This is a genomic window from Paenibacillus faecalis (assembly GCF_900289175.1).
GTDB lineage: Bacteria > Bacillota > Bacilli > Paenibacillales > Paenibacillaceae > Paenibacillus_AQ > Paenibacillus_AQ faecalis.
In genome coordinates this window covers 1,754,312-1,774,530 of sequence record NZ_LT985747.1, presented here as the reverse complement: position 1 = coordinate 1,774,530, position 20,219 = coordinate 1,754,312, and the positions used below count along the sequence as shown (strand labels likewise).

Below are 20,219 nucleotides of genomic sequence, written 5' to 3'. Positions count from 1 at the left end.
CCACTTTATTAAGCAGGGAAATGCAGCAGTCCTTGTGCTGGGTATCTTAGGCCTGGCAGAATCCACTTACTATGAACGCCTCAAACGCTCGAAGCAGCCCGCAGAGGCTGCTGGTACCATCAGAAGAGGACGTCCTTGTCCCGGGTACTCCCTTACGCTGCAAGGTCACAAGGTAAGTGACGAGCAGATCAAGGAGTGGCTGCTGGAGCTTGTGGAAGGCGAAGAGCACATCTACGGCTACAAGTTGCTGGCTCAGTGTTTGCGCAATGAGCATGACTTGATACTCGGTAAGTCGAAAGCATATCGTCTCTGCAAGGAGTTAGGCATCCTTCAGCAGCAGCGAAAGCCAACGTCCAAGCACCCGAGGAGACTGGCTCGAAACCGACTCGTCACCGGTCCGAATCAGCTGTGGCAAGCGGACATTAAGTATGGATATGTTGCCGGCCGCGACCGCTTCTTTTTCGTTTTCAGCGTGATCGATGTGTTCGACCGCGTCATTGTCGCCTACTACAGAGGCGCCGTTTGCGAGGCCAAGCATGTGTGTCAGGCTTTAGGACGGGCGATAGAGAGTCGATGGCGACCGGGGAAGGAGATGCCCGCGATCCGCACCGACAACGGTCCTCAGTTTGTGAGTGTGCTGTTCGGCGATACTTGTGAAAGCTGGGGAATGCTCCATGAGCGTATCCCGCCGAAGACACCAAACATGAATGCCTACATCGAGTCGTTCCATAGTTTGATGGAGCGCGACCTATTGACCAAGGAAACATTTGAGACCATGGATGATGCGTATGCCGCCGTTGATCGTTACATGGATTTTTACAACAACCGTAGAATGCATGGCAGTTTGAAACGCAAGGCGCCCATAGTATTCAGCAGTTGGGTGATGCAACAGAAGGAAGAAGATCGGGCCAAGTTCCATCGAACGTTGTAAGAATTTGAAAAAATGAGTGTTCATACGACAAACATTATTTTTACGGTGTAGACTCCGGAATTAGGGGGCCTAGCCGAAAATACATTTGAATCCACCCGAAACAACCCTATTGGCGAAAAGTTTGTGTTTTAACTGCACTTTTGCAGGTAATCGCTCTTAAAATGGAAAAAACCACTTTTTTAATGTACTTTTGCAGGTAAGGGTGATAGGCGACTTTCTCTTGAATATACGATACTCCTTATTTGTGGCTGAAAACTAATCGTTGTAGATAAAACTAATAAAAAAACGGATATAAGTACCGGCGATATAAGGTTAGCGTTGGCGTTTTTCCGTGATTACCCCAATTTCCACTTTAATATATGGATTTCAGGAAATATGGAGGGGTCAAAGAGTCGAAGTCAAATCGACACCTGACCATTATAGAATTTATAAGTTTTTCGAAACCTAAAGGAGATCATCAAATTTCATTTGGCGATAAAACAACCTATAATGCGTCTGCTCATCTTCGAAGACTTCATATAGAAGCTTTACGAAGTATCGAGGGTCGAGCTTCAATCTTCACTTCAATCTCAATTCTCTCTTAAAAAGGGTTCTATCAACCGGAAGGCTCTCATATGAATGTGTACTAGGAGATGAGAGAAGAAAGAGCATATCTATTTTGTAGATGAAATCAGCTTATGCTCCAATGTACACAGGGGAGGGAGCCAAATGAAAGATTCGAAGGTTCGAATCCAAATCCAGGTCACTTCGGAACAGGAGCGTCAGTCCCGTCATCCGATCCAGGGACCGAAAGAGAATGTGAACGCGGTCAGCGAACTGAAATCGCCCATTCTGGAGTGGAAGTTTCCACCAACTGAGAGGACCGATAGAGTATTTGAAGATAAAAGTGAAGCGGATGACACAGAAATGCCGGCACAAATGGAACAAAGTGAGNGCGCCCGCCCCTTCCGCCGCCGAGCCGCAGGCGGCGGAAGAGCCGATGGTGTCCGTCTACTTAACCGGGACGGACACCACCGAGACCCTCCCGCTGGAAAGCTATGTTACCGGCGTCGTCGCCGCCGAAATGCCGGCAGAATTCCAGCTGGAGGCGCTAAAGGCGCAGGCCATCGCCGCACGGACGTTCATCGTGCGGCGGCTTGCATCAGGCGACAAGAGCGGCGTGCCTGACAACAAGGCGGATGTCACCGATACGGTCAGCCATCAGGCGTACATACCGAAGGAGAAGCTGGAGCAGGAGTGGAAGGCGCTTGGCAAGGAAGCCGAGCTAAAAAAACTGCGCCAGGCGGTGAAAGACACCGAAGGAATCGTGATGACATATAAGGGGGAGCCGATTACGGCTTCTTATTTTTCAACCAGCAATGGGTATACCGAAAATTCAGAGGACTACTGGCAGAACGAGATTCCCTATCTTCGAAGCGTAGAGAGTCCGTGGGATAAGCAGATTTCTCCCAAATTCAAATCTACCGTTCAGATGGAAGAAGATGAATTTATGGAGCGCCTGGGTTTGCCGGATGGAGCCATACCGGTGTCTGCATCTAGTACGGGTTCCGGTTCTTCCAAAGTGATCTCCTATACGGAAGGCAATCGTATAAAAGAAATGAGAGTCGGAGGAAAGAAGTTTACAGGCCGGGAAATAAGAGAGAAACTGGACCTTCCTTCCAGCCAGTTTAGCTGGAAATTGAAAGATGGAAAGGTAGAGATCGTTACCTATGGATACGGCCACGGTGTAGGCATGAGCCAGTATGGCGCAGAAGGGATGGCAAGGGAAGGCTACCAGGCGCAGGAGATTCTGGAACACTACTATACCGGCATTTCTTTTTCCAAAGCTTCAAAGCTTCTGTCTTCAAAAAAATAATAGACATGCACGTATAAAAGAGATTACCCCGGTAACAATGATTACTGAGGTGATTGCAAATGAATGAAGAGAACAAGAATAGTCAACCCCGCGAAGAGTCTCCTAAAACAACTCAAGGAGAAGCGACAACGCCATCTTCGTGGAAAAAAATGTTGTCCAAACGGTGGGTGTTCCCGGCAGCATATCTGGCAGCAGCGGCAATTATACTAACCCTCGTGTGGGTCTACCAGGACGCCAGCCAAAAACCGCTTAACAAGCAGGAAGTGGTAACACAGTCCGGGGAGACCAATCAAACGGGAACAGCGGCAAGCGGTCAGAAAGAGGAAGCTGTTGAGGTTGTTGCAAACGCCCAGAACATGATCTGGCCGACAGCTGATTCAGCACAGGTCAGCGTGGTAAAGCCATTCTTTGATGCCAATGCTTCGGCAGAGCAGCATGAGCAGGCGATGGTTCAATACAACGACACCTTTACGCCGAACCTTGGAGTGGACCTGGCCCGTAAAGACGAGAAGACATTTGATGTCCTTGCTGTACTGGATGGTAAAGTAACCCGAGTAGAAGATCATCCTGTAAACGGAACCGTCGTGGAGATCAGCCATGCCGGAGATCTGAAGACCGTGTACCAAAGCTTGAGCAACGTGAAAGTAGAGCAAGGCAAAGAAGTGAAGCAGGGGGATACCATCGCATCGGCAGGACGCAGCGAGCTTGAGAAAGATCTGGGCATCCACGTTCACTTCGAAGTGTATGAGGGTGAAAACCTCATCAACCCGATGGAGATTCTTCCGAAAAATTAAATTTAAAGTTACACAAAAGCGTGTAACGCAAGTCGAAAGGCAGGATGGATATCCTGTCTTTTTTGTTGATCTGCAAGGCTTTCGATCATTTAGCGCATGGACAAAAACACTTTGAAAAATGGCCCCAAACACTCCAGCAAGCAAGCATGTCCCTAAAATAATTGGGACCAATGGAGCTTGTCAGCCCGTGAAACCGCGAATATCCCGCCACGCCACTCATATAATGTACCAAACTATCCACACAGTAGGGAGGCGGGAGCGTGCACGATTACATCAAAGAGCGGACCATTAAAATTGGACGCTGTATCGTGGAAACGAGGCATACGGTCCGGACGATTGCCAAGGAATTTGGCGTTTCGAAAAGTACGGTGCATAAAGACTTAACCGAGCGTCTGCCGGAGATTAACCCGGACTTGGCGGATCAGGTTAAGAATATTCTCGAGTACCACAAGTCCATCCGTCACCTTAGAGGCGGCGAAGCCACCAAGATTAAATACAAAAAATCAAACAGTGGCAACCGCGAGCCTGTCTCAACTGGGAAATCCTAACTTGTAGGGCTTAAGTCGCTAGAATGACGTTGAATCCCTCCCCTGAAGTATGATATGTTAAAAGATGGTACTAGATACAATGATGAGACCTAGTTGTGCCGAATTGCATCATGTCATGTTGTTATATGTCGAATCTCGGCAGTTAAGTCGTAACCAGCATTTTCGTACCATAGGAAGAAACGCTTGTCGTCTTTTTTAAAGGACGACGGCGTTTCTCGCAGAAATATAAGAAAGTATCCGAGCATGTAATTTACACTTTCTTATATTTTAAAATAACACTTTGGGGGCTTTTCATGATGCTTAGCAAGGATATTGGAATCGATCTCGGGACAGCTAACGTGCTTATTCACGTTAAAGGGAAGGGGGTAGTGTTAGACGAACCTTCTGTTGTCACCATTGAGAGCGACAAAAAAAGAGTCCTTGCCGTTGGGGAAGATGCACGGCGCATGATTGGGCGCACCCCTGGCAACATTATGGCGATCCGCCCGCTGAGGGACGGGGTCATCGCTGATTTTGATATTACGGAAACGATGCTTAAGTATTTTATTGATCGCGTAGGTGCTCGCAGCTGGTACAGTCGCCCCCGCATCCTCATTTGTGCTCCAACCAATATTACGTCCGTGGAGCAGAAATCGATTCGGGAGGCGGCAGAACATAGCGGCGCAAGAGATGTGTTCCTGGAAGCAGAGCCTAAAGCGGCAGCGATCGGCGCGGGTATGGATATTTTCCAGCCTAGCGGCAACATGGTCGTGGACATTGGGGGCGGCACAACGGATGTAGCCGTCCTGTCCATGGGCGATGTGGTCACTGCCTCTTCTATTAAAATGGCGGGGGACAAGTTCGACGAAGCGATCATTAAATACATTAAGAATAAATATAAATTGCTCATTGGCGAGCGCACAGCTGAAGATTTGAAAGTAACGATCGGTACCGTGTGTACGGGCGGCCGTCAAGCGGAGATGGATATCCGCGGCCGGGATATGGTTTCAGGTCTGCCTTTAACGGTGACGGTTACGTCAAATGAGGTGCAGGAAGCGCTGTGGGACCCGATGTCGTCGATCGTTCTGGCGGCCAAATCGGTATTGGAGCGGACACCGCCGGAGCTTTCCGCTGATATCATTGACCGGGGCGTGATATTGACAGGCGGCGGAGCTTTACTACACGGAGTGGACGAGCTGCTAACCGAGCAGCTGCGCGTGCCGGTGCTGATCGCAGAAGACCCGATGCACTGCGTTGTAAAGGGAACAGGCATGATGCTGGACAATTTGGATAAAGTGGTTAAGAAAAAGTTCTGATCTTCCGATATAAATAGGGATAAGAATTTTTCCATGGATTCTGCTATTGGTCCATAAGAAGGGAGTGCCTTCATGTTAAGAGGACTTTATAACGCAGCCGCAGGGATGCTTACACAGCAGCGGCGTCATGATACGATCACGCAAAATATCGTCAATTTGAATACGGTTGGATACAAGCAAACAGACAGCATTCAGCGTTCGTTCCCTGAAGTATTCATTTCGATGATTGGCGGCAATGAGCCGGGCAACCATGAACGTTCACTCGGCAAGCTCAGCACAGGTGTATTTGCGGAAGAAAGCCTGTCGCTGCATAAACAAGGACCCCTTCGGGAAACCACACGGGTGACCGACTTTGCGATTGTTTCCGAGCTGGGATTGGTTGACCCTGCAACCGGACAAGACATCCCATTTGATGCTTCGGGCAAATATATCGATGACAGCGGTGAGATCATTTACCGCCCGGGGGCATTTTTTACAGTTCAGGATGAAAACGGTGAAGTCCGATATACAAGAAACGGTCAGTTTCGCGTAGATGCGGCAGGAAATTTGCTGACATCTTATGGATACCAAGTATTGGATACAAATAACGACCCAATTGTATTGACAGGGCAGGCCGCTAACTTTACAGTGAATGAGCAGGGGCAAATCGTGGATGAAGCCGGCAACCTTACAGGTGTAACATTGGGGATCAGTGTGGTTGAAAGGCCGCATGATCTGGTTCGGGAAGGAAATGGCGTATTCCGTCTGGAAAGCACAGATGCAGACAGCACCCGTTTTCTCGCCTTAGGCGACAATGCGTTTGTTCGTCAGGGCTTTATCGAGGCGTCCAATGTGGACCCTTCACAATCGATGGTTGAGCTGAATGCGGCACTTCGTGCATACGAGACGAACCAGAAGATCGTTCAATTTTATGATAAGTCTCTTGAGAAGGCTGTTAATGAAATCGGCAGAGTATAGAGCTTATATCTACACCATAGGAGGTTAAGGTATGAACAACTCCATGATTAGCGCCATGGTATCCATGAATTCGTTGCAACAGCGGCTGGATATGATTGCTGATAATATTGCAAATGTGGATACGGTAGGTTATAGAAGCAAGGATTCATCGTTTGAAGATGTGCTGACTCAGGTGCAGGGACATCATAAGGACTTCAATTTGCCTGGCAGAGCTACCCCGCCGGGGTACACGATGGGCTTCGGAATGAGGGTGGCATCGGTCGTTGAAAACATGGACCAGGGCTCCCATAAAGAGACGGGCAGACCGCTGGACCTGGCGATTGAGGGCAATGCGATGTTTGCGGTAGAAGGCAGCGATGGTATTGCATATACCCGTGAAGGATCCTTCCATGTATCGCCTGATCCGCAGGACTCTAACTCCGTCTATCTGGTCAACAATCAAGGCTACAGGGTTCTTGACCGTGATAACGGCCCGATCCGTATTCCTGCGAACGCTAAAGTGGCTATAGATACGCAAGGGTGGGTTCATGTCGAAACGGCTGCCGGTCAGGGACCCGTAAGTCAGCTGAAGCTTGCCGAGCTGCAGCGTCCTGAAGGATTGGTGAAGATGGACGGAAACCTGTATGTGCTGGCTACCGGTTTAACGGAAGCCGAGGTATTTGAGCAGGCGGTTGCGGGCCAAGCGCCGCAATCTGAAGTTCACTCCGGATTTTTGGAGATGTCCAACGTGAATTATTCGGAAGAAATGACGAAAATGCTGGAAGTGCAGCGGGCATATCAGCTGGCAGCACGTGCACTGAGCTCCAGTGACACCATGATGAGCCTTGCCAACACTATGCGAGGATAGGTGGTATGAAGCGTGAGCGAAGCTAGTGAACCGGTACGGCGAAAGACACCCGGATGGAAAATCGCGCTTAGAATTATAGTTCCGACCTGCTTGCTCTTGTCGCTGGTCGGTGGAATGGTTGTCGGCTATGCCGTTATCGGCAAAGGCGACATTGCAGAAGCGTTCCAGTGGAGCACGTGGAAGCATGTTTTTGATTTGGTCTTTGCTTCCTAAGCTGAACGAAGATTTCACAAAATGGATGAGCTGAAACTCCCTTTGGGAGTTTTCTTTTTTTACAGTAAAACGGTATAATGGGATGGACTTATTTATCTTGAAAAAAATTTGCAGTTTTGTAGCGGCAACCATGAAGAACGAAAGCCGCCTGTTATCTTAAAGCGTTAAGCATACGTGGCGTAAATAAAAAAGGCCTCCTCCAAGGCGAATATGCCTTAGAGAAAGCCCCTTATCTCAACCTTCATGCCTGCAGTCAGTGAAGGATACCCCTAGTTTTTCCGTATACGCCTTACTTTATGCATCATCTGGCGTAAATCCGGTCCTGTGAAGCAAATTTATGCTTTCACAGATCGTTTTGGTGGGTACGTACATAAGAAAGGAGTTTTTCTGTGCTGAATATCGGACAAATTCAAGAGATTATTCCTCATCGTCCACCGTTCTTGCTCGTGGATAAGATTGTGGAGATCGAGGAGGGTAAACGTGCTGTCGGCATCAAGAACGTAACGATTAACGAGCCTTTTTTTGTTGGGCATTTTCCGGAATACGCCGTTATGCCCGGCGTGCTGATCGCTGAAGCTCTTGCCCAGGTCGGTGCAATCGCCATGCTTAAGTTGGAAAGCAATCGCGGTAAGCTGGGCTTCCTGGCCGGAATGGACGGGTTCAGGTTTCGGGGGCAGGTTGTGCCGGGAGATACGCTTCGCCTTGAGGTGGAAATTATTCGCTTAAAAGGAGCAATAGGGAAAGGCAAGGCTATCGCTAGCGTAGATGGCCGCACTGTTGCCGAAGGAGAGATTATGTTCGCTCTGTCAGACAAACCATAAGGGTGAAAACTCCGAACATTTATTTTTATGGATAAGGAAGGGAAAAAATCATGGCTGAAATGAGTCAAAGAACAATCGATACTGTACAGCGCTGGCTAAATGACCCATACGTGGACGAAGAGACAAAACAGGAGCTGCGCAGCTTTGAGAATGATCCCCAAGAGTTAGAGGAACGTTTTTATCGAGATTTGGAATTTGGAACAGGAGGACTTCGGGGCATTATCGGGGCAGGAAGCAACAGGATTAACAAATACACGGTTGGCCGTGCCACTCAGGGTCTGGCTCAGTATATTAACGAGATTCATGGCAGTGCTGAAGGCAAGCCTTCGGTCGTTATTGCCCACGATTCGCGTCACTTCTCTCCAGAATTTGCGCTTGAAGCGGCGCTGGTGCTTGCAGGCAACGGCATTGTGGCGAAGTTGTATCCGTCACTGCGCTCCACTCCGCAGCTGTCCTTCAGCGTGCGTCATTTGCAGGCAACCGGAGGAATTGTCATTACGGCAAGCCATAACCCGCCGGAATATAACGGCTATAAGGTGTATAATGCAGAAGGGGGCCAATTGGTACCTCATGAAGCAGAGCAGGTTATTGCTCACATTCAGAAAGTGGACTCTTTTGCAGCTGTGAAGAAGTTGACCCGTGAAGAAGCGGAAGCGAAAGGGCTTCTCGTATGGCTCGGCGATGCCGAAGATCAGGCATTTATCGATGCTGTAGCTGATGTAAGTGTGAACCAAGGCGCGATTTCCTCCAAGCTTGGTCAGGACATCAAGATCGTTTATACCCCGCTGCATGGTGCAGGGAACGTGCCGGTTCGTCGGGTGCTCGATCAGCTTGGTTTTAAAAATGTGTTTATAGTGCCGGAGCAGGAGCAGCCGGATGCCAATTTCTCAACTGTAAAGTCGCCGAATCCGGAGGAACGCGAAGCGTTCACGATGGCGATGAAGCTTGGCGAAGAGGTTGGAGCGGATATACTGATCGGAACAGACCCGGATGCCGACCGGATGGGTGCGGTTGTGAAGAACAGCCAAGGGGAATATGTCGTGTTGAGTGGCAATCAGTCCGGAGCGATCATGATCCACTATTTATTGAGCCAGTTGAAGGAATCGGGCAAGCTGCCGGATAATGCAGCCGTCATCAAGACGATCGTAACAAGCGAGATGGGAGCAACGATTGCCGAACATTACGGAGCGACTGTGCTGAATACACTGACAGGGTTTAAATATATCGGTGAAAAAATGACCCAGTTCGAAAAGAGCGGTCAGCACAGCTATGTGTTTGGATATGAGGAAAGCTATGGCTACCTGGCAGGTACTTATGCACGCGACAAAGACGCGGTGCTTGCCTCCATGCTCATCTGTGAAGCGGCTGCTTTTTACAAGGGCCAGGGCAAGACGCTGTATAATGTATTGGAAGAGCTATATGAACAGTTCGGATACTTCCTGGAAAAACTGGAATCACGGACACTGAAAGGCAAAGACGGGATCGCCAAAATCCAGAGCATCATGAGTGACTGGCGTAGTAATCCGCCGAAGCAAATGGGCGGCGCAGTAGTTGAGACCGTGCTTGACTATGCCGAGGGTCTGAACGGCTTGCCGAAGGAGAACGTGCTCAAATACATGCTTGCTGATGGTTCCTGGTTCTGTCTGCGTCCATCCGGCACGGAGCCGAAGATTAAAGTGTATTTCGCAGTCCGCGGTCAATCGCTTGAAGATGCAGAGCAGAAATTAAAGCACCTCTCTGATCAGGTTATGGCTAGAGTCGATGCTTGATTGATATATAGATTGAACTAGATAAACGCAAGGCGTTAACGGAGAAGGCGGAATTATTCTGGAGAAACGTCAGTGGTCGCCTTTGCATCCAGATTTCAACATTGTATTAAATACTTAAAAGAAATCTGGGGGCAACAGCGATCGGAAGAATAATCCGAATTCGTAGTGATGCTCTGAATATAAATGTTTGGTTCAACTTGTATAGATTTAAACAACCGGGATTCTTTCGCAGCTGAACTATTAGAGGCGAAAGAATCCCGTAAGTTCACATGAGGAGGAACTTTCGTGCATCAGAAATCGAAACGCTGGAATGAAGCAGCGCGCAAGTGGCTGTGGGTTCTGGTCATTCTGGGTATTGTGGCTGCCTTGCCTGTAGCCTATGACCGTCTACAAACAGAATCGACATCCAAAAATGTTGAATTTGTGTTTGATTATCGTGACCTGGTCGATATTTCAGCTTACCAGGCGCATCCGCAGGATTACATAGATGAGCAACTTGACCGGCTGAAGGCGGCTGGTGTTGGCAGTATGGCTTTATATGAAAGCACGCTGGATGAGCTTGTCAAGTCACGGCGGATCACCGTTTATGATAGTCAGCAAGCGGCTGATCTGACAGGAGAGGCAGTTTCCCCTAACGAGAACTACACGTATGTTGCCTTTAACAATGAAGATAGCGTCACTCATATCAAGCCTTTGATCGAGGATACGTTCACGAGACTTGGCATTCCGGTTCGTGCATGGACCTATGAGAAGAAGGAAGGACTCATTCTGGAAACCTCGAAATCGGATGCTGTGCTGAAGCCGATGTCACCGGACCCGATTACGGTGAAGATGCTGCGGGATAAGGGCTTTGCTATTGTACCGCGTTTAGTCGATAGTGTTCCGTATGATCAGGCATACATGGAACAGCTGATGGCTTATTTTGCCGATAATGGAGTTAAACGCATCTTGTTCGAAGGCGATTCGGTAAAAGGCTTCAATGATGACGCGGAGATGAAAAGCCTGCAAGCCTTTGGCGACCTGCTGAACAAGTATGACATCGGGTTGACGACGATTGAGAATATTAAGAAGCAGCAAAAAGGTTTTAATAAACTTGCTTATCTGACTGATTACAACGTAGCGCGCATTTACTCCCTTAGCGAGAGAGATGCAACGCTGGAAACGGACGTTATTAGCGACCGCTTTGTATTGGCGTCCAAAGACCGGAACATCCGGATGTTTTACCTGAACGCCGAGCCGCTTCGGGATACAACAATAGCATCGATTACAGACCCGATCGACAATCTGATTGAGAGCCTGACAGAGCCAGGCAATGCAATCAAGGATATTGAAGCTAACGGCTTTACGATTGGACAAGCTGAGGCATTCAAAGTAAAGGATTCCTCTTTGCAACGTTACTTTAAAGGTGTTGCCGTAGTAGGTTCCGTTGCGCTGATTGCACTAATGATTTCTTACTTCATTCCTTTCCTGACTATCGCGGCCTTTGTGCTCGGATTGATCGGATGCGCTGGACTGTATGTACTGCGTCCGGATTTAATGGAACAGGGACTGGCATTGGCGACGGCAATCAGCGGCCCAACGGTAGCGATGATCCTCGCGGTCAGAAAGGTGACCGCAGTCAACCGTACTGCTTCGGATATGAATGCTGGACGACTATTGACACATACGATCGTGCTGTTCCTCAAGACAACGATCCTTTCACTTGCAGCCGTACCGTTTGTCATTGCACTGCTTAATAATGTCACTTACATGTTGGTACTAGAGCAGTTCCGCGGTGTCAGCCTGCTGGCTATAGCACCGATGATATTAACCGGGATATACGTGCTTTTATATCGCGGCGGAAGTGCAACCGTTAAAGATGTGATCAAGCTGCTTAAGACGCCGGTCACTCTGGCAATGGTTATCGCTGCAGCTATTATAGGTGTAATTGGAATGTACTATTTAAGCCGTACAGGAAATGCCGGAAATGTTTCTTCTATTGAAATGGCACTCCGTTCATTCCTTGAAAATACGTTCGGTGTTCGTCCGCGGAACAAAGAGTTCCTGATCGCACATCCGATCATGCTGTTAGGTTTGTTCCTGTCCTTTAAATATCGTCATGCAGCCTATCTGCTAATTATCGGGGCTATGGGTCAACTGTCCATGGTAGGAACCTTCACGCATATTCATACACCGATCTACATTTCAACCGTTCGCACCGTCCTTGGTCTTGTGCTTGGATTAATCATTGGTCTGATTGCTATCTGGGTATGGCAAATCGCAGAAAGGATCTGGACAAGATGGTCACCAATTCTAAGACAATAGTTATTTCCGGGTATTATGGATTTAAAAATAGCGGCGATGAAGCGGTGCTGAAATCGATCTTGACGGCACTGGAGGAAGAGGGCAAGGCGGCAGGCATCAACATTGATCCTGTCGTGCTTTCCATCGACCCGGAATGGACCTCTAAAATGTATGGTGTAAAGTCTGTGCACCGGATGCAGCTGGGCGAAGTCAGACGGGCGATCAAGCAAAGTGACGGTCTCATCAGCGGAGGCGGAAGTCTGCTGCAGGATGCGACCAGTTCGAAGACGATCCCTTATTATCTGGCGATTATCAAAATCGCACAATGGCTGCGCAAGCCGACCTTTATTTATGCCCAAGGCGTAGGTCCGGTAAATCGTAAAATGTTTCATCCGATGATCCGATCCGTATTTCGAAAATGTACTTATGTATCGGTACGGGATGTTCAATCCGGCGAGCTTCTTCAGTCCATGGGACTTCGTGCAGAGGATATTCACATTGTTCCCGATCCGGTGATGGGACTGCCGCTTCCGGAAGATGCCGGTTCATCCGTTCATGCAGGTGCTGGTTCGTTAGAGGAAATAGGCCAACCGCAAAGCAGTCCGATATCCGAAGATATATCGCAAGAAGGCCTGGTTCCTGAAGAATTAGAAGAAGTGTCAGAAGTAACATCAGAAGAGATGTCAGAAGTAAGCCCTGCTGCAAGCTCTTCACCGGAAGAAATTCCAGTGATCGGGATTTCCGTTCGATTCTGGGACCCGGAACGAAGAGAGCTGAACGCTATTGCCGATGGATTGAAAGAGCTGGCGAGAAAACGGCCCGTACACCTTCGTTTCCTGCCCTTCCATCAGCCGGATGATGATGAAGCGTCCCGGTATATTACGGACAGAATGGGTGATATTACTTCATACGGCGGAATCGTGAGCTTTTACCGTGAGGAAGAGCAGCCGCAGGACATGCTTCGTGAAGTAGGAAGATGTCAGTTAATTCTTGGGATGCGCCTGCACAGCCTGATCTATGCAGCCAACCGCAGAGTACCGCTCATCGGGGTATCATATGATCCGAAGATCGATCATTTTCTGAATCGGCTTAATAGTGCGCCGATCGGGAACAGTAAATCCCTCGTTGCCGCCGATCTGACCCGGCATATGAACAGTCTGCTGGACAGCCCGCAATTATGGAAAGAAGAACATGAACCCCAAATTGCACAGCTTAAGCAGGAAGCTCAGCTGCCTGCCCGGCACATCGCCCAATATCTAGCTAACAGAAGGTGATATAGTGAAGCAGAGAACGATCCCGACCGTTCCGATTTTTGGGATACCTTTTTCCAAGCTGAATATGAAGGACACGGTATCTTATTTAACGGAAGCGGTCCATTCCGGCCGCCCGCATCAGGTCATAACGGCTAATCCGATTATGGTCATGACCGCCCTGAATGATCCGCAGTATAAAGAAATGATGCAAAGTGCCGAGCTGATTGTGCCTGATGGCACCGGTATCGTTTGGGCCGCAGGGGTAGGCGGTGATCCGGTTGCAGAGCGTGTTACCGGTTTTGATATGTTACATGAATTGTTCAAGGTTGGAGAAAGCTATAGGTGGAAGTTCTATTTGCTTGGTACAACGCCTGAAGTGATTCAGGAAGCAGCCCAGCGGTTACAAATGCAATATCCGGCAGCTGTGATTGCCGGCTATCGTGATGGTTTTTTTGGACCGGAGCAGGATGACGAGGTCATTGAAGACATTCGAAAAGCGGCTCCTGATATCCTGTTTGTTGCCCGCGGGGCGGACACGCAGGAACCTTGGATTGCACGTTATAAAGAGCGTCTCGGTGTACCTGTCATTATGGGGGTAGGCGGCAGTTTTGATATCATTTCGGGCAAGCTCAAGCGAGCTCCCAAGGTATTTCAAAAACTGCGCCTGGAATGGTTTTACCGTTTGCTTCGGGAACCGACCCGGTTCAAAAGAATGCTTGTGCTCCCAAAATTCGCAATGAAAGTGCTTCGAGAGAAAGAAAATGTGACTAAAACCAGCTAGAATTACACACTTCTTTCATGAGAATTCGGAAATTGACCGAAAATTGGCATTGGTTTTCGGTAGCGAAGGGAGTATAATTCAACACGGTAGACAAAATTGGGGGTTGGATGACTACATGGTAACGATATACATCATCGGGTTTGTCGTGTCGCTGGCACTGGCACTGCTCTTGACACCGCTCGTAAAGAAATTCGCGGTAAAGGTTGGCGCTATGGATGTTCCTGACGCCCGGAAAGTGCATACACGGATCATGCCCCGATTGGGTGGATTAGGTATTTATCTGGCTTTCGTTATCGGATTGATCGCTGTGCTCCCTTTTATTCCTGAAAGTTTGTCACTGCGTGATGCGAATTTTATGAAAGCATTTCTTATCGGCGGCTCTATGATCGTGTTGCTTGGAGCGTTGGATGATCGCTTCCAGCTGTCGGCTAAAGTAAAATTTTTAGCCCAGATCGTTGTGGCACTGGTTGTCGTATTCGGATTTAATATTGTGGTTGATTTTGTAAATATACCTTTTCAGGACGGGTATTCTTCCCTGGAAAGCTGGGTATCTATCCCGCTAACCATTCTATGGATTGTCGGTGTAACGAACGCCGTTAACCTGATTGACGGACTGGATGGTCTGGCTGCGGGTGTATCCGCGATTGCCATCGGAGCCATTCTGGTCATGTCCTTCCTGATGGGCAATACGATAGTAGCATTGATCTGTCTGCTTCTGCTTGGCGCCATTATCGGATTTCTGTTCTTTAACTTTCATCCGGCCAAGATCTTTATGGGAGATGCAGGCTCGCTGTTTCTTGGCTTCAGTTTGGCCATGCTGTCTTTGCTCGGCTTTAAGCAGATCGCGGTGGTCTCCTTCATTACGCCGCTGATCATTATCGGTGTGCCTTTGTCGGATACATTCTTTGCGATCATTCGCCGTAAAATTCAGAAGAAGCCGATTTTTGCCCCGGATAAAGGGCATTTGCACCATTGCTTAAGCGAACTTGGCTTTACCCATCGCCAGACCGTGCTCATTATTTACGGAATCGCTGCGTTCTTTGGTGTGCTGGCTGTCATTCAGTCTTCCGCGGCGATGTATGAAGCGAACTGGGTTACCTTCGTCGTGATCTGTATTATGATGTTCTTCATGCAGATCGGTGCTGAGATTCTCGGCTTGATCGGCAAGACCAAACGTCCGCTGCTCAGTCTCATTAACCGGCTGCGCATGAAGGCGAATACGGAGTCCCGTACGAAATAAGAAATGATTTTGTCATTAGTCTGGTTATTCATCCTATTAATCTTTACGCTAACTTAAATATGTACAAGCAGCCTTGCCCAAATTGGGTGAGGCTTTTTTATAGTTTTACCTAAAATTTGGAGTGTGTGAAGCCGATATAAGACATATCTGACTGTACAGAGGAGAGATGAACGAATGCGTCGAACGAAGAAGCCGATAGTTTGGCTGATGATGGTAGCTTTGGTTATATCGTTATTCCCCGCAGGGCTTACATCGACCGCGTCAGCGGCGAACGGGCAGACTAGTTATTTCACCCCGGATGTAACGGATCTGCGGAATACTGTTGATTTGAAACTGGACGGACCCGATGGATCTGGCAAGCTTAGCCGGGAGACCGTTTACAAGGTAACCGATGCCGAGCAGGTCATTACGGGTACATACCGGATGGTTACCGACTCTACACTGGGAGCAAACGTTCAGTTGCTGAATTGGGATCAGGCCAACAATCGTTGGGTTGAAGATCCGACTCGCGTTGCACCGGGTGTTGTAACCGTCGATCCAGAAAGACCGGATCAGCGCTTTAAAGCTAATATTACACTCTTTCCAGGTATGAACCAGATTACCTTGAAGGGTCAGCAAGGTCAACTTGAACGTTCCGAGACGTTCTATATTTTGTTTGATAAAGTCCCTTACGTCGAGAGACTTCAGGTACTTGGCGGTTCGGACAATCTGGATCTGAATGAAGGCGCTCAGATTGTAGTGAACCGGGAAGAGGTCACGCTTCAGGGTAAAGCGATGAACACGAACAAGGTGACCGTATCGCTCAATGGTGGTCAAGCTTTGGCCACATCCTTATTGCAGGACGGCACTTTCTTCTCGCCTCAACTTAAACTGAATCCGGGCTTGAACACTTTGAAGCTGGTAGCCCAGAACGGTTCGGATACACTCACTTTTAACTATTCTTTGTATTATTACGATGAGAAGAACCCAATCGTGGAGCTCGATTTGGTTGATTCAAGAGGTAATGCACAAAGCATGCTTGATGCGGAACCGACATTTACTGAACTTTCTGCAGATAAAGCAAAGGTTAGAGTGCAGATGCTCGTTCCTAAGGATGACACCATTTCAGGGCCTTTCAGCCAAGAAGCTGAGATTCAGATTAATGGTGAGGTTGTAACGGGGTCTAATTTTAACGAAATTTTGATTCCAAGTATCAAGAGCAATACACCTTCCTATTGGATGGTTACTTTTGATATTGACAACCTGATGTTTAACAAAGATTCAAACGGCCAGATTTTGACGGAGCAGGAACATGCGCTGACTGTCACTTACGGTACGAAGACGATCAGCAAAAAGATGGAATTTAGATATATGGAAGGGCAGACGGTCATTACCGATCTGAAATACCTTAAAGGGTATGATGAGGACAATAAAAACAATCTTCCAGCAGGCGAGCCGCTGAACGGAGCGAAAGTCGATTCCGGGGATTTCTATATTCTCGTTAAAACGAATGAACAGCCTAAGAAAGATCTGATTGCGAACTATCTGCCGCTTGGGACAAGCCCAATCAGTGTAAGATATGTAACTTCGGAATCCGATACAAGTCATGTATACCATATTACGGGCTTCAAGAACGGTAACCATACGATACGTTTTAACTTTGACGGATCTTCCGCATATAGGGACGCAACGATTTCATTTGCTTCCAAGAACTATATTTACGTTGAAAATCTCGTGGATGGACAAACGTATACGATTGATTCTAACGCTAGCAACAAATTAACGGTTACAGGTAAATATGTTGGTTTTGAAGATACGATTAAAAGCGATTATTTTCTTGCTGAAGTCTTTGTAAACGGTGAGAAAAAGGCATCTCGAGAAAATAATGCGAATACAGGCTGGCAATTCGATCCGAATACTGGGAACTTCAGCATTGATTTAAATATTTCGAAAGAAACAGGCCCGTTGGTATTCGGAGAGAACAAGATCGTCTTTACCGGAACAGGAACAGATGAGAAACAGCGGAGCCGGGAAATCAGAAAAGAGCTGCGCATCTATATTGTAGATAACAATGTATCTACCGTCTCTAACTTTCAACCAGCACTGGGCAAGAAACGCCCTGAATTCCCGTCAAAAGACTTGAATTCCAATGATGAGCAGTGGAATCAGCGGTTGAAAGAGATCTTTAACTTAACGCCTGAGTTTATTTATAAAGACAACAAGTATACAACTAGCATGAATACGTACGACCTGGTTATGCGAGGCAGCGGAGCCACCGAGATGAATCTGAAACTGGGCTCGAAGACGATTATGTCTGTCAAAATACCGAAGGATTCAATGGAAAATGCAGATGTTACTTTTTCAGGTGAACGCTACTCGTATGACTTCGCAGGAAATCAGAAAGACTTTGTGATGCGGGTTCACGATTTGAAATCAGATGCACCGGGAACCTATGTGTACTCTTTGGAATTAATCAACGAGACTGGAGCCAAAACGACTCAAAAATTGGAGTTGGTTCGTGAAGTCGGTGCGTATCGCATCCTATCTCCTCAACCAACCGTTGGCGATCAGATCGTGGTGAATAAGAACTTTGTCCGCTTCGATATTGAAGCAGAGGGAGCGACAGAGGTGCTTATAGGCAAGGAGCCGGCTGTGAAACGCCCGGATCTGGGTGAGCACCGCTTCGTATACGATTATGTAGGTTTGAAGCAGGATAAAGTAAACAAAATTAAAATTACGATCGACCGCGCTGGCACCAAAATTACAGATACGATTGAAGTGTTCTATACAGGTACGGTTGATGTCGATGCGCAATTTATGGCGCCAAAGCCATCAAACAAATACAACGTCTTTAATAAGGAGCTTCAACTAACTTTCCCTAAGGGAACTGTAATGCAAAGTACGAATTACCAGGGCATTAACAAGTACTACCCGGATACCAAGCTTCTGTTCGGGATTGCAGACCCGACCACCGGTGTTGTTGAACGCCGCAATGATTATGGGAACGTTATTGGATTCCCTGGAACCGGAGAAGACAGCGGTACTCCAAGATGGAGTATACCGGATGAATATTTGTATAACTTTGGTTCAACGAGCAAGACGAGCAACTTTAGTCCAATTTCTCAGGTATATTGGATTAGCGGAGGATTGGGAGAATACGGAGAGCGGGGAACGAACAGCTACTCACCTGCAACAAACGGATTGCAGCCTTATTCGGTAGAAGCCTTTTTCGGTGATCCGCAGATTCCGCTAGAGCGTAAGATTACTCCATCGAAGCGTGGGGAGCTGACCTTATCCTTCGATCCGAACGTGGTCGATGAAGCTGGCACAACGATAACCGTATTCCGTTATACGTCAGATCGCCAATGGGAGAACATCGGCGGCGAAGTGGACATGAAGAAGCATACCGTAACTGTTCCGTTTGACGAATTCGGTTATTACAAAGTCATGAAGCTGAAGCGCAGCTACAATGATATAACGAATCACGGATGGGCGCGGAATATCCTGAACGGAATGTATTCCAAAGGATTTATGAACAATTTGCGTTTCGAACAGTTTGGTACAGATGACCTGACTACTAGAGGAGAGTTTGCCACGATACTCGTTAAAGGATTGAACCTGCCTATGAACTCGGACGATAATCGCACGTTCGTCGATGTTGTGCCGGGCGCACATTCTGCAACGTGGGATTATGACAGCATCGAGACAGCAGCCAGAGCAGGTATCGTCACAGGTCTAACCGATGGAATATTCGCCCCGGATCAGCCGTTGACACGGGAACAGGCGGCAGTCATGATTGCCCGTGCCCTACAGCTGAAATTACCGAACAACGATACCAAGCTTGAAGCATCATTGGCTAAATCGTTCGTCGATTCCGGCAAAATCGGTAGATATGCTCGTCCTGCCGTTTCCGCTGTGAGCAAAGCGAAGATTATGGAGGGTTCTCCATCTACAATAGCAGGACAGAAAAAGCCGCAGTACAGCTTCAATCCGCAAGGCTATATGACCCGTGCGGAAGCGGGCAAAATTGGCGTGGAGCTGCTGAAGAAGAGCACGAAAGTGTTCCCTAAAAACTTGAGCTAACAACAGATTGTATAGCACTGCCCTATCCTAACGGATAGGGCAGATTTCATGTTTTAGTCAATCATTGCGGTTTACATTTCTTTGTAATTTGATGTAGAATACGCTACAATGGCAAAAGCACATACTATTTTTTAGAGGGTGAATACGAATTTATGAAGCCGATTTTATCGAAAGCACAGCTGGACTACATGAAGGCGAAGACGAAGTTCGAAGATAAAGCGAAGGTAATGGAGAAGAAGATTGAAGATGCTCGCCGTGTCCATGATGAGATCACTCAGGAAATCATGGAAGGTCTGGTTCTGGAGACAGGCTTTCACGACGCTTTCAATGAATTGACGATGGCTGAGAATGCATTGATCAGTTGGTCCCATAGCACGATCAAGCATGAGAAGACTTATCGTGATAATAAAGCTGAGATCGAGATGATGTATGATAAGTTGAATGATGATCCTCAAATGCGTGCTCGAATTGTTCAGCTCGCTATGAGAATTCGCTAGAATACGACAAAGGCGCCGAAAGGCGTCTTTTTTTGTAAATAAAGCTGCAAATTGCCGTTGTTAGCTTCAATTT

Annotated in this window: 16 protein-coding genes; all 16 read left to right on the top strand. The window is 47.8% G+C overall.

The genetic code is table 11. The features are described 5' to 3' along the window. The first annotated feature begins 34 nt into the window (after positions 1 to 34). The 16 genes from C8268_RS08585 (at position 35) to C8268_RS08510 (ending at position 20,146) form a co-directional block, all read left to right on the top strand. Positions 35 to 931, top strand: coding sequence for an IS3 family transposase (locus C8268_RS08585; RefSeq protein ID WP_158702700.1), 897 nt, complete (start codon positions 35 to 37; stop codon positions 929 to 931). 895 nt (positions 932 to 1,826) lie between these two features. Continuing rightward, the gene (gene spoIID, locus C8268_RS08580) at positions 1,827 to 2,786 is read left to right on the top strand and encodes a stage II sporulation protein D (protein WP_106769882.1); all 960 of its coding nucleotides are present in this window, start codon (positions 1,827 to 1,829) and stop codon (positions 2,784 to 2,786) included. 59 nt (positions 2,787 to 2,845) lie between these two features. Next, positions 2,846 to 3,580 (top strand): M23 family metallopeptidase, encoded by a 735-nt coding sequence (locus C8268_RS08575; protein WP_106767276.1) that lies wholly within the window; start codon positions 2,846 to 2,848, stop codon positions 3,578 to 3,580. Positions 3,581 to 3,840: 260 nt separating this feature from the next. Beyond that, positions 3,841 to 4,128: a sporulation transcriptional regulator SpoIIID gene (spoIIID, locus tag C8268_RS08570; RefSeq protein WP_106767275.1), complete on the top strand. Its 288-nt coding sequence runs from the start codon at positions 3,841 to 3,843 to the stop codon at positions 4,126 to 4,128. A gap of 296 nt (positions 4,129 to 4,424) precedes the next feature. Continuing rightward, positions 4,425 to 5,423: a rod shape-determining protein gene (gene mreB / locus C8268_RS08565; protein ID WP_199794939.1), complete on the top strand. Its 999-nt coding sequence runs from the start codon at positions 4,425 to 4,427 to the stop codon at positions 5,421 to 5,423. A gap of 72 nt (positions 5,424 to 5,495) precedes the next feature. After that, a complete protein-coding gene (locus C8268_RS08560; protein ID WP_106767273.1) occupies positions 5,496 to 6,380 on the top strand; it encodes a flagellar hook-basal body protein in 885 nt (294 codons plus the stop codon). A gap of 31 nt (positions 6,381 to 6,411) precedes the next feature. Then, positions 6,412 to 7,227, top strand: coding sequence for a flagellar hook-basal body protein (locus tag C8268_RS08555; RefSeq protein ID WP_106767272.1), 816 nt, complete (start codon positions 6,412 to 6,414; stop codon positions 7,225 to 7,227). Positions 7,228 to 7,239: 12 nt separating this feature from the next. Continuing rightward, the gene (locus C8268_RS08550) at positions 7,240 to 7,440 is read left to right on the top strand and encodes a DNA-directed RNA polymerase subunit beta (protein ID WP_106767271.1); all 201 of its coding nucleotides are present in this window, start codon (positions 7,240 to 7,242) and stop codon (positions 7,438 to 7,440) included. Positions 7,441 to 7,829: 389 nt separating this feature from the next. Continuing rightward, a complete protein-coding gene (gene fabZ, locus C8268_RS08545; RefSeq protein WP_106767270.1) occupies positions 7,830 to 8,261 on the top strand; it encodes a 3-hydroxyacyl-ACP dehydratase FabZ in 432 nt (143 codons plus the stop codon). A 50-nt stretch (positions 8,262 to 8,311) separates the two neighbouring features. After that, positions 8,312 to 10,030, top strand: coding sequence for a phospho-sugar mutase (locus C8268_RS08540; protein WP_106767269.1), 1,719 nt, complete (start codon positions 8,312 to 8,314; stop codon positions 10,028 to 10,030). A 285-nt stretch (positions 10,031 to 10,315) separates the two neighbouring features. Beyond that, positions 10,316 to 12,334, top strand: a complete 2,019-nt coding sequence (locus C8268_RS08535; RefSeq protein WP_106767268.1) for a DUF5693 family protein — start codon at positions 10,316 to 10,318, stop codon at positions 12,332 to 12,334. Continuing rightward, entirely contained in the window at positions 12,310 to 13,587 is a 1,278-nt protein-coding gene (csaB, locus tag C8268_RS08530) for a polysaccharide pyruvyl transferase CsaB (RefSeq protein WP_106767267.1), read from the top strand. The genes C8268_RS08535 and csaB overlap by 25 nt, the downstream gene beginning before the upstream one ends. A 64-nt stretch (positions 13,588 to 13,651) precedes the next feature. After that, positions 13,652 to 14,347, top strand: a complete 696-nt coding sequence (locus C8268_RS08525; protein WP_106769881.1) for a WecB/TagA/CpsF family glycosyltransferase — start codon at positions 13,652 to 13,654, stop codon at positions 14,345 to 14,347. A 115-nt stretch (positions 14,348 to 14,462) separates the two neighbouring features. Next, positions 14,463 to 15,587, top strand: coding sequence for a glycosyltransferase family 4 protein (locus C8268_RS08520; RefSeq protein ID WP_106767266.1), 1,125 nt, complete (start codon positions 14,463 to 14,465; stop codon positions 15,585 to 15,587). A gap of 174 nt (positions 15,588 to 15,761) precedes the next feature. After that, positions 15,762 to 19,649 carry an S-layer homology domain-containing protein gene (locus tag C8268_RS08515; RefSeq protein WP_106767265.1) on the top strand — a complete coding sequence of 1,296 codons (3,888 nt, stop codon included), beginning with the start codon at positions 15,762 to 15,764 and terminating at the stop codon, positions 19,647 to 19,649. Positions 19,650 to 19,801: 152 nt separating this feature from the next. Next, the gene (locus tag C8268_RS08510) at positions 19,802 to 20,146 is read left to right on the top strand and encodes a hypothetical protein (RefSeq protein ID WP_106767264.1); all 345 of its coding nucleotides are present in this window, start codon (positions 19,802 to 19,804) and stop codon (positions 20,144 to 20,146) included. The last annotated feature ends 73 nt before the right edge of the window (positions 20,147 to 20,219 follow it).

Coding starts and splice junctions, on each gene's coding strand:
- mreB (WP_199794939.1), top strand. CDS start 4,425: ATGCTTAGCAAGGATATTGGAATCGATCTCGGGACAGCTAACGTGCTT.
- csaB (WP_106767267.1), top strand. CDS start 12,310: ATGGTCACCAATTCTAAGACAATAGTTATTTCCGGGTATTATGGATTT.
- C8268_RS08510 (WP_106767264.1), top strand. CDS start 19,802: ATGAAGCCGATTTTATCGAAAGCACAGCTGGACTACATGAAGGCGAAG.
- C8268_RS08560 (WP_106767273.1), top strand. CDS start 5,496: ATGTTAAGAGGACTTTATAACGCAGCCGCAGGGATGCTTACACAGCAG.
- C8268_RS08540 (WP_106767269.1), top strand. CDS start 8,312: ATGGCTGAAATGAGTCAAAGAACAATCGATACTGTACAGCGCTGGCTA.
- C8268_RS08555 (WP_106767272.1), top strand. CDS start 6,412: ATGAACAACTCCATGATTAGCGCCATGGTATCCATGAATTCGTTGCAA.
- C8268_RS08525 (WP_106769881.1), top strand. CDS start 13,652: ATGAAGGACACGGTATCTTATTTAACGGAAGCGGTCCATTCCGGCCGC.
- C8268_RS08520 (WP_106767266.1), top strand. CDS start 14,463: ATGGTAACGATATACATCATCGGGTTTGTCGTGTCGCTGGCACTGGCA.
- C8268_RS08515 (WP_106767265.1), top strand. CDS start 15,762: ATGCGTCGAACGAAGAAGCCGATAGTTTGGCTGATGATGGTAGCTTTG.
- C8268_RS08575 (WP_106767276.1), top strand. CDS start 2,846: ATGAATGAAGAGAACAAGAATAGTCAACCCCGCGAAGAGTCTCCTAAA.